This window comes from Klebsiella sp. GL120222-02 (assembly GCF_003097195.1).
Classification (GTDB): domain Bacteria; phylum Pseudomonadota; class Gammaproteobacteria; order Enterobacterales; family Enterobacteriaceae; genus Klebsiella; species Klebsiella variicola.
Genome location: NZ_QEQO01000002.1, coordinates 195,061 through 208,437, shown reverse-complemented (window position 1 = coordinate 208,437; position 13,377 = coordinate 195,061). Strand labels below are relative to the sequence as shown.

Annotated in this window: 14 protein-coding genes; 9 read left to right on the top strand and 5 right to left on the bottom strand. The window is 58.6% G+C overall.

All coding sequences use genetic code 11. From position 1 onward, the window contains the following. Window position 1: 1 nt before the first annotated feature. The 3 genes from modB to N438_RS06275 all read right to left on the bottom strand — a co-directional run bounded on the left by modB (window position 2) and on the right by N438_RS06275 (window position 1,756). Window positions 2-691 (bottom strand): molybdate ABC transporter permease subunit, encoded by a 690-nt coding sequence (modB, locus tag N438_RS06285; protein ID WP_008805707.1) that lies wholly within the window; start codon window positions 689-691, stop codon window positions 2-4. Continuing rightward, window positions 691-1,464, bottom strand: coding sequence for a molybdate ABC transporter substrate-binding protein (gene modA, locus N438_RS06280; protein ID WP_012542417.1), 774 nt, complete (start codon window positions 1,462-1,464; stop codon window positions 691-693). Before modA ends, modB begins: the two co-directional genes overlap by 1 nt. Before the next feature lie 142 nt (window positions 1,465-1,606). Beyond that, window positions 1,607-1,756, bottom strand: a complete 150-nt coding sequence (locus N438_RS06275) for an AcrZ family multidrug efflux pump-associated protein (RefSeq protein ID WP_002895156.1) — start codon at window positions 1,754-1,756, stop codon at window positions 1,607-1,609. Window positions 1,757-1,909: 153 nt separating this feature from the next. Between N438_RS06275 and modE the strand changes: the two genes are divergently transcribed. The 7 genes from modE to gpmA all read left to right on the top strand — a co-directional run bounded on the left by modE (window position 1,910) and on the right by gpmA (window position 9,751). Beyond that, window positions 1,910-2,698 (top strand): molybdenum-dependent transcriptional regulator, encoded by a 789-nt coding sequence (gene modE, locus N438_RS06270; protein WP_008805705.1) that lies wholly within the window; start codon window positions 1,910-1,912, stop codon window positions 2,696-2,698. A gap of 67 nt (window positions 2,699-2,765) precedes the next feature. Next, window positions 2,766-4,238, top strand: a complete 1,473-nt coding sequence (modF, locus tag N438_RS28505; RefSeq protein WP_012542418.1) for a molybdate ABC transporter ATP-binding protein ModF — start codon at window positions 2,766-2,768, stop codon at window positions 4,236-4,238. Window positions 4,239-4,447: 209 nt separating this feature from the next. Beyond that, entirely contained in the window at window positions 4,448-5,464 is a 1,017-nt protein-coding gene (gene galE, locus N438_RS06260; RefSeq protein WP_012542419.1) for a UDP-glucose 4-epimerase GalE, read from the top strand. 9 nt (window positions 5,465-5,473) lie between these two features. Further along, window positions 5,474-6,520 carry a galactose-1-phosphate uridylyltransferase gene (galT, locus tag N438_RS06255; protein ID WP_049009794.1) on the top strand — a complete coding sequence of 349 codons (1,047 nt, stop codon included), beginning with the start codon at window positions 5,474-5,476 and terminating at the stop codon, window positions 6,518-6,520. Between the two features lie 2 nt (window positions 6,521-6,522). Beyond that, window positions 6,523-7,671 carry a galactokinase gene (galK, locus tag N438_RS06250; RefSeq protein ID WP_012968679.1) on the top strand — a complete coding sequence of 383 codons (1,149 nt, stop codon included), beginning with the start codon at window positions 6,523-6,525 and terminating at the stop codon, window positions 7,669-7,671. Next, window positions 7,665-8,708 carry a galactose-1-epimerase gene (gene galM, locus N438_RS06245; RefSeq protein WP_008805700.1) on the top strand — a complete coding sequence of 348 codons (1,044 nt, stop codon included), beginning with the start codon at window positions 7,665-7,667 and terminating at the stop codon, window positions 8,706-8,708. Before galK ends, galM begins: the two co-directional genes overlap by 7 nt. A 290-nt stretch (window positions 8,709-8,998) precedes the next feature. Beyond that, window positions 8,999-9,751 (top strand): 2,3-diphosphoglycerate-dependent phosphoglycerate mutase, encoded by a 753-nt coding sequence (gene gpmA, locus N438_RS06240; protein WP_002895089.1) that lies wholly within the window; start codon window positions 8,999-9,001, stop codon window positions 9,749-9,751. 71 nt (window positions 9,752-9,822) lie between these two features. Here gpmA and aroG read toward each other — a convergent pair whose 3' ends face one another. Continuing rightward, a complete protein-coding gene (gene aroG, locus N438_RS06235) occupies window positions 9,823-10,875 on the bottom strand; it encodes a 3-deoxy-7-phosphoheptulonate synthase AroG (RefSeq protein WP_022065231.1) in 1,053 nt (350 codons plus the stop codon). A gap of 314 nt (window positions 10,876-11,189) precedes the next feature. Here aroG and N438_RS06230 point away from each other — a divergent pair, with 314 nt between their 5' ends. Then, window positions 11,190-11,567: a YbgS-like family protein gene (locus N438_RS06230; protein WP_012542423.1), complete on the top strand. Its 378-nt coding sequence runs from the start codon at window positions 11,190-11,192 to the stop codon at window positions 11,565-11,567. Between the two features lie 118 nt (window positions 11,568-11,685). Then, window positions 11,686-12,630, top strand: a complete 945-nt coding sequence (gene zitB / locus N438_RS06225) for a CDF family zinc transporter ZitB (RefSeq protein WP_016160511.1) — start codon at window positions 11,686-11,688, stop codon at window positions 12,628-12,630. Here zitB and pnuC read toward each other — a convergent pair. Further along, window positions 12,627-13,346 carry a nicotinamide riboside transporter PnuC gene (gene pnuC, locus N438_RS06220; RefSeq protein WP_008805696.1) on the bottom strand — a complete coding sequence of 240 codons (720 nt, stop codon included), beginning with the start codon at window positions 13,344-13,346 and terminating at the stop codon, window positions 12,627-12,629. The two genes, zitB and pnuC, sit on opposite strands and share 4 nt — an antisense overlap. Between the last annotated feature and the right edge of the window lie 31 nt (window positions 13,347-13,377).

Below are 13,377 nucleotides of genomic sequence, written 5' to 3'. Positions count from 1 at the left end.
ATTATCCTCCCATGCGCTGGCGGCTCACGCGGGCCAGCCATTCCGAAATCAGCAGCGAAACCAGCGCCAGTCCGATGGCGATGAGGCAGAGGCGAGCCGCCGCCCCCTCCCCGCCCGGGGTCTGGATCAAGGTGTACATCGCCGAAGGCAGGGTGCGCGTTTCGCCGGGAATATTGGAGACGAACGTGATGGTCGCGCCAAACTCCCCTAACGAGCGGGCGAAGGCCAGCACTGTGCCGACAATAATCCCCGGCAGAGTCAGCGGTAGCGTAATAGTCATAAACACTCGCCAGCGGCTGGCCCCGAGGGTTCTCGCCGCTTGCTCCAGTTTGACATCCACCCCTTCCAGCGCCAGGCGAATGGCGCGCACCATCAGCGGAAAAGACATCACCGCCGCCGCCAGCACCGCCCCGCGCCAGCTGAAGGCAAAGCTGATGCCGAACCAGTCATACAGCCAGCTGCCAATAAACCCACGCCGCCCCATGGCCACCAGCAGTAGATACCCCACCACCACCGGCGGCAGCACCAGCGGTAAATGGAGAATACTGTCGAGCAGCGCCTTGCCGGGAAAGGTGCGCCGAACCAGCAGCCAGGAAAAAAAGATGCCAAAGGGCAGGCTCAAGGCCACCGCCAGGGAGGAGACTTTCAGGCTCAGCAGCACAGCCTGCCATTCGGGTTCGCTCAGAAACATCAGCGGGTGGTAAATCCGTAACGTTTAAAAATCGCGGACGCTTCGGGCCCTTTCAGGTAGTCATAGAAAGCGCTCACGGCCGCATTGCGGTGACCATCGACAATCGCCAGCGGGTACTCGACTTTCTGATGCGAGGCCTCCGGGAAGGTGCCGACCACTTTAACCCCTTTGCTGGCCACGGCATCGGAGCCATAGACAATCCCCAGCGGCGCTTCGTTGCGCTCCACCAGGGCCAGCGCGCCGCGCACGTCTTCCGCCGGGGCAAGTTTCGGCGACAACGTCTCCCAGGCGCCGAGTTTCTGCAGCGCCTCTTTGGCGTAGATGCCTGCCGGAACGTGCTGCGGATCGCCCACCGCCAGACGGCCTCCTTTCAGCAGGCTGGTCCAGTCGGTTTTCTCATCAATGGTAATCGCCCCCTGCGCGCTGGCTTTCGGCGCGACCACCACCAGGCTGTTGCCAAGCAGGGTGGCTCGGGTTGCCGGGTCGATGGCCTTTTTGTCTGCGGCGTAATCCATCCATTTCTGATCGGCGGAGATAAACAGATCGGCTGGTGCGCCCGCTTCAATTTGCCGCGCCAGCGTCGACGACGAGGCAAACGACGACACGACATCGACGTTTTTCTCTTTCTTATACGCCTGGGCAATATCCTGCATCGCGTTGGTTAACGATGCGGCGGCGAAAACGGTCACTTTCCCCTCTGCCGCCAGCGCCTGACCCGCGACGCACAGCGTGAGTGATACCCCGATAACCCCGCGTAACCAAGAACCTGCCATCTGAATCTCCTGTCAATGCGTTATGTATTCGACAATATAACGATATGCAGAGCATTTTTATAGTGACACAGGACAATAAAACGAAGGGAAATGATACAGGAGGGAAATAGCACAGCGCCCGGTTAAACCGGGCGCCGGGAAATCAATGATTTTGCTGGCTGCGATCTTTGTGGCCTACGCCGGAGAAGAGGTTGAACACTTCGCCAAGACCGTAAATCAGTCCCAGGATGACCGCCATCACCACCGGTACCATGATGACCGCAAAAACCAGACTTTTCAAAAGCTCTAACATGGTTCACTCCAGATAGTATGATTTGCTGATTGTAACGGTTTCAGCCGAAAAAACACGCCCCATTTGTGCGGTGGGTAATGACAAAACCGCGCACAGAGGTTTTGCAAGCGGGTGACTATCGGTCACAATACCCTTTTTTGTCAGGAAACGATTATGCAGGCCGAAATTCTTCTTACCCTTAAGCTACAGCAGCGCCTGTTTGCCGATCCGCGGCGGATCGCCCTGCTCAAACAGATTGACCAGACCGGTTCGATAAGCCAGGGGGCGAAGCACGCGGGTATCAGCTATAAAAGCGCGTGGGATGCTATCAACGAGATGAACCAGCTCAGCGAACAACCGCTGGTGGATCGTGCCACCGGCGGTAAAGGCGGCGGCGGCGCGGTGCTGACCCGCTATGGGCAGCGGCTGATCCAACTGTACGATCTGCTGGCGCAGATCCAGCAGAAAGCGTTTGATGTGCTCAGCGATGACGATGCCCTGCCGCTGGACAGCCTGCTGGCGGCCATCTCACGCTTTTCCCTGCAGACCAGCGCCCGCAACCAGTGGTTCGGCACCATTACCGGCCGCGATCGCCAGCAGGTGCAGCAGCACGTCGAGGTACTGCTGGCCGACGGGCAGACGCGCCTGACCGTCGCCATCACCGCACAAAGCGCTGAGAAACTGGGGCTCGATGAGGGCCAGGAGGTGCTGGTCCTGCTGAAGGCGCCCTGGGTCGGCATCACCCTCGACCCCGCCGTGGCCCGCCAGGCCGATAACCAGTTGTCGGGTCGTATCAGCCATATCGAATGCGGGTCCGGGCAGTGCGAAGTACTGATGACGCTGGCCGACGGTCAGACCCTGTGCGCCACTCTGCCACAGGCGCAGACGTCTGGCCTGGCGGAAGGGACGGAGGCGATCGCTTACTTCAATGCCGATCGCATCATTCTCGCGACGTTATGCTGACCCCATTGACATTACGCGCCCGAAGTCGTATCCCTGATGCACATCGCTGCAAAAAATGGGATACATCATGTCATCATTGCAAATTTCGCAAGGCACGTTTCGCCTGAGCGATACAAAAACCTTAAAAATAGACCAGCTGAACCTGAGAGCGGGTCAAAGCTGGGCGTTTGTCGGTAGCAACGGCAGCGGCAAATCCGCCCTCGCGCGGGCTCTGGCTGGCGACCTGACCCTGCTCAGCGGCCAGCACGAAAGCCACTTCTCCCGCGTAACCCGCCTCTCCTTCGAGCAGTTGCAGAAGCTGGTCAGCGACGAGTGGCAGCGCAATAACACCGACCTGCTCAGCCCCGGCGAAGAAGACACCGGCCGCACCACCGCAGAGATTATCCAGGATGAGGTAAAAGATCCTGCCCGCTGCGCGCGCCTGGCCGAACAGTTTGGCATCAGCGCCCTGCTGGACCGCCGGTTTAAGTACCTGTCGACCGGGGAAACGCGTAAGACCCTGCTGTGTCAGGCCCTGATGACCGATCCGCAACTGCTGATCCTCGACGAACCTTTCGACGGCCTCGACGTCAACTCCCGCCAGCAGCTGGCTGCCCTGCTGGCCGACCTGCACCGCGCCGGCATCACCCTGGTGCTGGTCCTCAACCGCTTCGATGAGATCCCGGAGTTTGTACAATTCGCCGGCGTGCTGGCTGACTGCACCCTCAGCGAGACCGGCGAGAAGTCTTCCCTGCTGCAGCAGGCGCTGGTCGCCCAGCTGGCGCACAGTGAAAAACTGGACGGCATCACCCTGCCGGAGCCGGATGTTCCACCAGCCCGTCATGCGCTGGCAGACTCGGCGCCGCGTATCGTGCTCAATGACGGTGTGGTCTCCTACAACGATCGCCCGGTCATCAATCACCTCTCATGGACCGTGAACCCGGGCGAACACTGGCAGATCGTCGGCCCCAACGGCGCCGGTAAATCCACGCTGCTGAGCCTTATCACCGGCGATCATCCGCAGGGTTACAGCAACGATCTGACGCTCTTTGGCCGCCGTCGCGGCAGCGGTGAGACCATCTGGGATATTAAAAAGCATATCGGCTACGTCAGCAGCAGCCTGCATCTGGACTACCGGGTCAGCACCAACGTCCGCAACGTCATCCTGTCGGGCTATTTTGACTCTATCGGCATTTATCAGGCGGTCTCGGACAAGCAACACAAGCTGGTGCAACAGTGGCTGGATATTCTCGGCATTGATAAACGCACTGCCGACGCGCCGTTTCATAGCCTGTCGTGGGGCCAGCAGCGGCTGGCGCTTATCGTTCGCGCGCTGGTGAAGCATCCGACCCTGCTGATCCTCGATGAACCGCTGCAGGGGCTGGATCCCCTCAATCGCCAGCTGGTGCGTCGCTTTGTCGACGTGTTGATTGGCGAAGGGGCCACACAGCTGCTGTTTGTCTCGCACCATGCGGAAGATGCCCCGGACTGTATTACCCATCGTCTGGCGTTCGTTCCCAGTGGAGACGGTTACACTTATCAGCTCGGTCCTGTGGCCTGATGCCCCCTGCCGGGGGTCGAAAGATCCCTGGTATTTTTCAGAAAAATAGCGGCAAAACCACCTAACCATCTGTATTAAAGATAAAAAATTTTAATTTATGTCGTTTCACCATCAAGTGTAAACGATTCCACTAACTTGCCCTGTGTCACACTTTTCACTTCTTTGATATGCTATCTTCCTCATACACGATAAGCCGAATGGAGCGAATCATGAAAGTTCTGGTTACAGGTGGTAGCGGTTACATTGGAAGTCATACCTGCGTTCAACTGCTGCAGCAGGGACATGAGGTGGTGATCCTCGACAATCTCTGCAACAGCAAGCGCAGCGTACTGCCGGTGATTGAGCGTCTCGGCGGCAAAGAAGCCACCTTTATTGAAGGCGATATTCGTAACGAAGCGCTGATGACGGAGATCCTCCACGATCACGCCATTGAGGCGGTGATCCACTTCGCCGGGCTGAAAGCCGTCGGGGAGTCCGTCGCCAAGCCGCTGGAATATTACGATAATAACGTCACCGGCACACTGAAATTAGTTTCTGCCATGCGCGCCGCGGGCGTGAAGAACTTCATCTTTAGCTCCTCAGCTACCGTCTACGGCGACCAGCCGAAAATCCCATATGTAGAAAGCTTCCCGACCGGCACCCCGCAAAGCCCTTACGGCAAAAGCAAGCTGATGGTGGAGCAGATCCTGACCGACCTGCAGAAAGCCCAGCCAGAGTGGAGCATTGCCCTGCTGCGTTACTTCAACCCGGTTGGCGCCCATCCGTCGGGCGACATGGGGGAAGACCCGCAGGGGATCCCAAACAACCTGATGCCGTACATCGCCCAGGTCGCCGTTGGCCGTCGCGACTCGCTGGCCGTCTTTGGTAACGACTACCCGACTGAAGATGGCACCGGCGTACGCGATTATATCCACGTGATGGACCTCGCCGATGGCCACGTCGCGGCCATGGAAAAACTGGCTGACAAAGCCGGGGTCCATATCTACAACCTTGGCGCCGGCGTCGGCAGCAGCGTGCTCGACGTGGTCAATGCTTTCAGCAAGGCCTGCGGCAAACCGATTAACTACCATTTCGCGCCGCGCCGCGATGGCGACCTCCCGGCCTACTGGGCGGATGCCGCCAAGGCCGACCGCGAGCTGAACTGGCGCGTGACGCGCAACCTGGACGAAATGGCGCAGGACACCTGGCACTGGCAGTCCCGCCATCCGCAGGGTTATCCAGACTAAGGAACCTTCATGAGCGTATTTAACCCCGTTGACCATCCACATCGTCGTTATAACCCGTTAACCGGGCAGTGGATTCTGGTTTCTCCGCATCGCGCCAAGCGCCCCTGGCAGGGGGCGCAGGAAACGCCGGCAAAACAGACCTTGCCAGCCCACGATCCGGACTGTTTCCTGTGCCCAGGTAATACCCGGGTCACCGGCGACACCAACCCGAATTACACCGGTACCTACGTGTTTACCAACGACTTTGCGGCCCTGATGACCGACACTCCGGACGCACCGGAGAGTGACGATCCGCTGATGCGCTGTCAGAGCGCGCGCGGCACCAGTCGGGTGATCTGCTTCTCGCCAGACCACAGCAAAACGCTGCCGGAACTGAGCCTTGAAGCGCTGGAAGGCGTGGTTAAAGCGTGGCAGGAACAGACCGCGGACCTCGGGAAAAGCTACCCGTGGGTCCAGGTCTTTGAAAACAAAGGGGCAGCGATGGGCTGCTCCAACCCTCACCCGCATGGTCAGGTGTGGGCCAATAGCTTCCTGCCTAATGAAGCGGAACGGGAAGACCGTCTGCAGAAAGAGTATTACGCCGGACAAGGTCAGCCGATGCTGCTGGACTATGTTCAGCGCGAACTGGCCGACGGCAGCCGCACGGTGGTGGACACCGAGCACTGGCTGGCGGTCGTGCCCTACTGGGCCGCCTGGCCATTCGAAACGCTGCTGTTGCCGAAAGCGCACGTGCAGCGTATTACCGATCTCACCGACGCCCAGCGCAGCGATCTGGCGCTGGCGTTGAAAAAGCTGACCAGCCGTTACGACAACCTGTTCCAGTGCTCATTCCCCTACTCCATGGGCTGGCACGGCGCGCCGTTTAACGACGAAGACCATCACCACTGGCAGCTTCATGCCCACTTTTATCCGCCGCTGCTGCGCTCCGCAACGGTCCGCAAGTTTATGGTTGGCTATGAAATGCTGGCCGAAACCCAGCGCGATCTGACCGCCGAGCAAGCTGCCGAACGACTGCGTGCCGTCAGCGACGTCCATTTTCGTGAATCCGGAGTGTAATGATGAGTCTGAAAGAGAAAACCCAAACCCTGTTTGCTGACGCCTTCGGTTATCCGGCCAGCCATGTCATTCAGGCGCCAGGCCGCGTCAACCTGATCGGCGAGCATACCGATTACAACGACGGTTTTGTGCTGCCCTGCGCCATCGACTACCAGACGGTGATCAGCTGTGCGCCGCGCGACGATCGTACGGTGCGGGTGATTGCCGCCGATTACGACAATCAGACCGATGAGTTCTCTCTCGACGCGCCGATTATCAGCCACGATACCCAGCAGTGGTCGAACTATGTCCGCGGCGTGGTAAAGCATCTGCAGCAGCGGAACAACCACTTTGGCGGCGCGGATCTGGTGATCAGCGGCAATGTACCGCAGGGTGCGGGGTTAAGCTCCTCAGCCTCGCTGGAAGTCGCCGTCGGCACCGTGTTCCAGCAGCTCTATCATCTGCCGCTGGATGGCGCGCAAATCGCCCTCAACGGCCAGGAGGCGGAAAACCAGTTTGTCGGCTGCAACTGCGGCATCATGGATCAGCTGATTTCGGCGCTGGGCAAAAAAGACCACGCGCTGCTGATCGACTGCCGTTCGCTGGGCACCAAAGCCGTCTCGATGCCGAAAGGCGTGGCGGTGGTGATCATCAACAGCAACTTTAAGCGCACCCTCGTCGGCAGCGAGTACAACACCCGTCGTGAACAGTGCGAAACCGGCGCGCGCTTCTTCCAGCAGCCCGCCCTGCGCGATGTTACCCTCGAGCAATTTAACGCCGTCGCCCATGAGCTGGATCCGGTCGTCGCGAAGCGCGTACGCCATGTGCTGACTGAGAATGCCCGCACCGTGGAAGCCGCCAGCGCCCTCGAAAAAGGCGACCTGAAGCGGATGGGTGAGCTGATGGCCGAATCCCATGCCTCGATGCGCGATGATTTCGAGATCACCGTCCCGCAGATCGACACTCTGGTGGAGATCGTTAAGGCCACGATCGGTGATAAAGGCGGCGTACGCATGACCGGCGGCGGCTTTGGCGGCTGCGTGGTAGCGCTGGTCCCGGAAGATCTGGTCGATACCGTTCAGCAGGCCGTTGCTAAAACGTATGAAGCGAAAACCGGTATTAAAGAGACATTCTATGTCTGCAAACCGTCACAGGGGGCAGGCCAATGGTAACGCAAACCACCGCGCTGGCGCCGGACGGCCAGCCCTGGCAGCAGGTGACCCTGCGCAATAAGGCGGGGATGACCGTTACCGTGGCGGATTGGGGCGCGACGCTGCTCAGCGCCGAGGTGCCGCTGGCTGATGGCAGCCTGCGTCATCCGCTGCTGGGCTGTGCGAAGCTGGAGGACTATGCCCGCCAGGCCGCGTTTCTTGGCGCCTCGGTAGGCCGCTACGCCAACCGTATCGGCAATAGCCGCTTCCCGCTTGACGGCCAGCTCGTCAACGTCACGCCGTCAAACGACGCGGGCCACCAGCTCCACGGCGGCCCGGAAGGGTTTGATAAGCGCCGCTGGCGCATTGTCCGCGCCGACGAGCAGGAAGTGCTGTTCGCTCTGACCTCGCCCGATGGCGATCAAGGCTTCCCCGGCACTCTGCAGGCCACCGCGCACTATCGTCTGACCGACGATAACCGCATCGCGATTACCTATCGCGCCACCGTGGACCAACCCTGCCCGGTGAACATGACCAATCACGTCTATTTCAACCTCGACGGTGACCAGCGCGACGTGCGCCAGCACCAGTTGCAGATCCTCGCCCAGAGGTATCTGCCGGTGGAAAGCGACGGTATCCCGGGTGGTGAACTCAAAGATGTTGCTAACACCAGCTTTGATTTCCGCCAGCCGAAAACCATCGCCGCCGACTTCCTCGCCGACGCCGATCAGCAAAAGGTGAAGGGATACGATCATGCCTTCCTGCTGGATGCCAAAGGCGACGCCAGCCAGCCTGCGGCGCAGGTCTGGTCGCAGGACGGCAAGCTGCAGATGACGGTCTATACCTCCGCTCCGGCGCTGCAGTTTTACTCCGGCAACTATCTCGGCGGCACCCCGTCGCAGACGACGGAGCCCTACGCCGACTGGCAGGGGCTGGCGCTGGAGAGCGAATTCCTGCCGGATTCGCCGAATCATCCGGAATGGCCGCAGCCGGACTGTGTGTTACGTCCGGGCCAGGAGTACGTCAGCCTGACGGAATATCAGTTTATCGCCTGTTAATCGCCAGCGCCCTCCGCCGGGGGCGCTGTTTTTCGTCCCCGCCCTCCTCTCTGCCGCCTCTTTTTTCAGCAACCTGCTCTATTTTCCGTCACCAAAGGACAAAAAAATAACCTGTGTTTTACAAGCACCTTACACTGAGCCACTATTTTCGCTATGGTTAGGGATAAGCATTGCCGTGAGCCAAATCACGGCAATATAATGAGAATAGTTATCAATCAATAACACATACACCAACATATTCAGCGCACCGTTCGCGGCGCGAGGGATGGCGTGTAGAGAGGAGTAAGAGAATGGCTGTAACTAAGCTGGTACTGGTTCGTCATGGCGAAAGCCAGTGGAACAACGAAAACCGCTTCACCGGTTGGTACGACGTTGATCTGTCCGAGAAAGGCGTTAGCGAAGCGAAAGCGGCAGGTAAACTGCTGAAGGCTGAAGGCTTCAGCTTTGATTTTGCTTATACCTCCGTGCTGAAACGTGCCATCCACACCCTGTGGAACGTGCTGGACGAACTGGATCAGGCCTGGCTGCCGGTTGAGAAATCCTGGAAGCTGAACGAGCGTCATTACGGCGCGCTGCAGGGCCTGAACAAAGCGGAAACCGCTGAGAAATACGGTGACGAGCAGGTTAAACAGTGGCGTCGCGGCTTCGCTGTCACTCCGCCGGAGCTGACCAAAGACGACGAGCGCTACCCGGGCCACGATCCGCGCTATGCAAAACTGACCGACGCCGAACTGCCGACCACTGAAAGCCTGGCGCTGACCATCGACCGCGTCGTGCCTTACTGGAACGAAACCATTCTGCCGCGCCTGAAAAGCGGTGAGCGCGTGATCATCGCCGCTCACGGTAACTCCCTGCGCGCGCTGGTGAAATACCTCGACAACATGGGCGAAGACGAGATCCTCGAACTGAACATCCCGACCGGCGTACCGCTGGTGTATGAGTTCGATGAAAACTTCAAGCCGATCAAACATTACTATCTGGGCAATGCGGAAGAGATCGCGGCGAAAGCGGCTGCCGTCGCCAACCAGGGTAAAGCGAAGTAATTCCTCCCGGTAAAAAAAAAAGCGTGGAAATCTCCACGCTTTTTTTATTGCCTGCGCCAGCGCAGATTCGCTTAGCCGCGGCGGGTTTTCACCGCTTCCGCCAGCTGACGCAGGATCGTTTCGGTATCCTCCCAGCCGATGCAGGCATCGGTGACGCTCTTGCCGTAGGTCAGCGGTTCACCGCTCTCGAGGCTCTGGTTGCCTTCCACCAGATGGCTTTCAATCATCACGCCCATGATCGCCCGCTCACCGCCGGCAATCTGCTGGCATACGTCCGCGCCCACTTCCATCTGCTTCTTGAACTGCTTGCTGGAGTTGGCATGGCTGAAGTCGATCATCACCTGAGCCGGCAGGCCCGCTTTCGCCAGGCCGATCTTCACATCCGCCACGTGCTTCGCGCTGTAGTTCGGCTCTTTTCCGCCGCGCAGAATAATATGGCAGTCGCCGTTACCGCTGGTATTCACGATAGCGGAGTGGCCCCACTTAGTGACCGACAGGAAACAGTGCGGTGCGCCAGCGGCGTTAATCGCGTCGATAGCCACCTTGATGGTGCCATCGGTACCATTCTTAAAGCCCACCGGGCAGGAGAGTCCGGAGGCGAGTTCACGGTGCACCTGGGATTCGGTGGTACGCGCCCCAATGGCGCCCCAGCTCATCAGATCGGCGACATACTGCGGGGTGATCATATCGAGGAATTCCCCCGCCGCCGGCAGGCCGCTGTCGTTAATGTCCAGCAGCAGTTTGCGCGCGATGCGCAACCCGTCGTTGATGCGGAAGCTGTTATCCATATGGGGATCGTTGATAAGCCCTTTCCAGCCGACGGTGGTGCGCGGTTTTTCAAAATAGACCCGCATGACGATCTCGAGCTCGCCCTTCAATGCCTCGCGCAGGGACAGCAGACGGGAAGCGTACTCTTTCGCCGCTGCCGGATCGTGAATCGAACAGGGCCCAATCACTACCAGCAGACGATCATCGTCGCCCTTGAGGATCTGATGGATCGCTTTGCGAGCATGCGCAACGGTATTTGCAGCATTTTCGGTAGCAGGGAATTTTTCCAGGAGCGCAACGGGAGGTAATAATTCGTTGATCTCTTTAATGCGTAAATCGTCGTTCTGATAATTCATCTTCTTTCCAGCGTTGCCATACTTATTCAATGAAATGCAATCCCTCCAATCTATCTCTTCGCCGAAAAAGTGTAAACGTGATTTTACAGTAGTGATGGAATAATCCTGGAAATAGGCAAAAATACGCCATAAAGTAGCGAAACCAGGCTCATGCACTACAATAATTAACTGTTAAAGCTAATTAAGTCTTACGTTTCAGGATTATATAGTGACACTGCGATCGTCTGCGGAGTCTTTAACCATAGCGAGTCAGATCCCTGGCACACTCACCGCGGGAAGCGCATTTCCCCTTCCCGGTTTAACAGGAGTATCCGATGAATATGAAAAAACTGACGACCCTTTTACTCACCGCCACCTTAGGTCTTGCCAGCGGCGCGGCCCTGGCGGCAGACACCGGCGCCCAGTCCAATAATGGCCAGGCCAACTCTTCCGCGGATGCCGGTCAGGTGGCGCCGGATGCCCGTGAGAACGTGGCACCAAACAATGTGGACAATAACCAGATCAATTCCGGCTCTGGCGGCACCATGCTCCATCCTGACGGCTCGACGATGAGCCAGGATAATATGTCGAGCGATGAAGTGCATAAAAACTCGATGTGTAAAGACGGCCGCTGTCCGGACACCGGTAAGAAACTGGACAATGGCGGCAGCATGAACCACGACAACAGCAAAACCGACGGTACCACCCAGTAAGTGATACGCTGGGAACAAACGAAGAAAAGGCGAGCCAGGCTCGCCTTTTCTTCGTTTGTTATCGCTCTCTGTTTATGATGTCATAGCGTAATAATGATAACTATCAAGGGACGACACGATGGCCCACCCGCATTCGCACTCCCCTGCCCAGGCTCCGGACAGCGGTAACGCTCGCCGGCTGCGATGGGCGTTTATCGTCACCGCCGGTTTTATGCTGGTTGAAGCCGTCGGCGGCGCAATCTCCGGCTCACTGGCCCTGCTGGCAGATGCCGGCCATATGCTCACCGATTCCGCCGCCCTGCTGTTTGCGCTGCTGGCGGTTCGCTTCGCCAGTCGCCCACCGAATACCCGCCATACCTTTGGCTGGTTGCGTTTGACCACCCTGGCGGCGTTTCTCAATGCCATTGCCCTGGTGGTGATTACCATTTTGATTGTCTGGGAGGCGATTCAGCGCTTCCAGCATCCGCAGCCGGTGGCCGGCGTGACGATGATGGTGATTGCGGTCGCCGGCCTGCTGGCCAACGTGCTGGCCTTCTGGATCCTGCATCGGGGGAGTGAAGAGCAGAATCTCAACGTGCGCGCTGCGGCGCTACACGTGCTGGGCGACCTGCTGGGCTCGGTCGGCGCAATCGTGGCGGCCGTGGTGATCCTCACCACCGGCTGGACGCCTGTCGACCCAATCCTTTCCGTGCTGGTTTCCTGCCTGGTATTACGTAGCGCCTGGCGATTACTGAAGGAGAGTCTGAATGAACTGCTGGAAGGCGCGCCGCGTTCGCTGGATGTGGCGGCCCTGCAGCGGGATATTCGCCGCTCTATCCCGGAGGTACGCGATGTTCACCACGTCCACGTCTGGCTGGTGGGGGAAAAACCGGTGATGACGCTCCATGTTCAGGTGGTCCCGCCGCACGATCATGATGCGTTACTCAACCGCATCCTGCATTTCCTGGAACATAAATATGAAATTGAGCATGCCACGGTGCAGATGGAGTACCAGCCCTGCAGCGGCCCGGAGTGCCATCTCAACACGATGCACGCCGGGCACGATCATCACCACCACCATTAGCCAGAAAACGCGTGAGAACCTCGCTCACGCGCGCTGTTTATCCACATCCGGCTGCCGTTCAGCGCAATGAACGTCAGCAAGAGGTATTCCAGCGACATGGCATAGACGCCCTGGCGGGCAAAAATCACCACGCTTATCACGTTGACAATCACCCACAGCAGCCAGTTTTCAACATACTTGCGGGTCATTAAGATCATCGCCACCACCGACAGCACCGTCATGCAGGAGTCCCAGAACGGGAAGGCATCCGGCTGCAGCACCGGCATGGAGACCTGCAGACCCAGCGCTTGCATCAGGCTGACCGCGATCCGCGTCAGGAAAGCAAAGAACGGGTTGATAAACAGGGTCAGCAAGCCGATCGCCACCACGCAGGCCGCCAGCCAGCCCAGCGCTTTGCTGCGCGGCAACCAGCGGATCTGCAGCTCAGCCTCATGGTTGCTGCTTTGTCGCGACCAGGCATACCAGCCGTAAACGTTAGCGGCAAAGAAGAACAGCTGCAGCAGCAGGCTGGCATACAGCTGGATCTGAAAGAAGATGATGGCGAACAGCGTGACGTTGACCAGCCCGAAAGCATAGTTACTGATCTTCTCCAGGCTCGCCAGCCAGATGCACAGCAGCCCGGCGATGGTCCCCACGGCCTCTATCCAGGAGAGATCGTACCCCCCGGCGCCGATGGGTATATGTACTAAGATATTCTGCGTGCTAAAAAAATCCATTTCATCCCCTCAGCGTCTTGCGACGCGACAA

What these genes read in the sequence shown, in the direction of transcription:
- modB (WP_008805707.1), bottom strand. Translation starts at nt 691, where the DNA reads ATGTTTCTGAGCGAACCCGAATGGCAGGCTGTGCTGCTGAGCCTGAAA.
- modA (WP_012542417.1), bottom strand. Translation starts at nt 1,464, where the DNA reads ATGGCAGGTTCTTGGTTACGCGGGGTTATCGGGGTATCACTCACGCTG.
- N438_RS06275 (WP_002895156.1), bottom strand. Translation starts at nt 1,756, where the DNA reads ATGTTAGAGCTTTTGAAAAGTCTGGTTTTTGCGGTCATCATGGTACCG.
- modE (WP_008805705.1), top strand. Translation starts at nt 1,910, where the DNA reads ATGCAGGCCGAAATTCTTCTTACCCTTAAGCTACAGCAGCGCCTGTTT.
- modF (WP_012542418.1), top strand. Translation starts at nt 2,766, where the DNA reads ATGTCATCATTGCAAATTTCGCAAGGCACGTTTCGCCTGAGCGATACA.
- galE (WP_012542419.1), top strand. Translation starts at nt 4,448, where the DNA reads ATGAAAGTTCTGGTTACAGGTGGTAGCGGTTACATTGGAAGTCATACC.
- galT (WP_049009794.1), top strand. Translation starts at nt 5,474, where the DNA reads ATGAGCGTATTTAACCCCGTTGACCATCCACATCGTCGTTATAACCCG.
- galK (WP_012968679.1), top strand. Translation starts at nt 6,523, where the DNA reads ATGAGTCTGAAAGAGAAAACCCAAACCCTGTTTGCTGACGCCTTCGGT.
- galM (WP_008805700.1), top strand. Translation starts at nt 7,665, where the DNA reads ATGGTAACGCAAACCACCGCGCTGGCGCCGGACGGCCAGCCCTGGCAG.
- gpmA (WP_002895089.1), top strand. Translation starts at nt 8,999, where the DNA reads ATGGCTGTAACTAAGCTGGTACTGGTTCGTCATGGCGAAAGCCAGTGG.
- aroG (WP_022065231.1), bottom strand. Translation starts at nt 10,875, where the DNA reads ATGAATTATCAGAACGACGATTTACGCATTAAAGAGATCAACGAATTA.
- N438_RS06230 (WP_012542423.1), top strand. Translation starts at nt 11,190, where the DNA reads ATGAATATGAAAAAACTGACGACCCTTTTACTCACCGCCACCTTAGGT.
- zitB (WP_016160511.1), top strand. Translation starts at nt 11,686, where the DNA reads ATGGCCCACCCGCATTCGCACTCCCCTGCCCAGGCTCCGGACAGCGGT.
- pnuC (WP_008805696.1), bottom strand. Translation starts at nt 13,346, where the DNA reads ATGGATTTTTTTAGCACGCAGAATATCTTAGTACATATACCCATCGGC.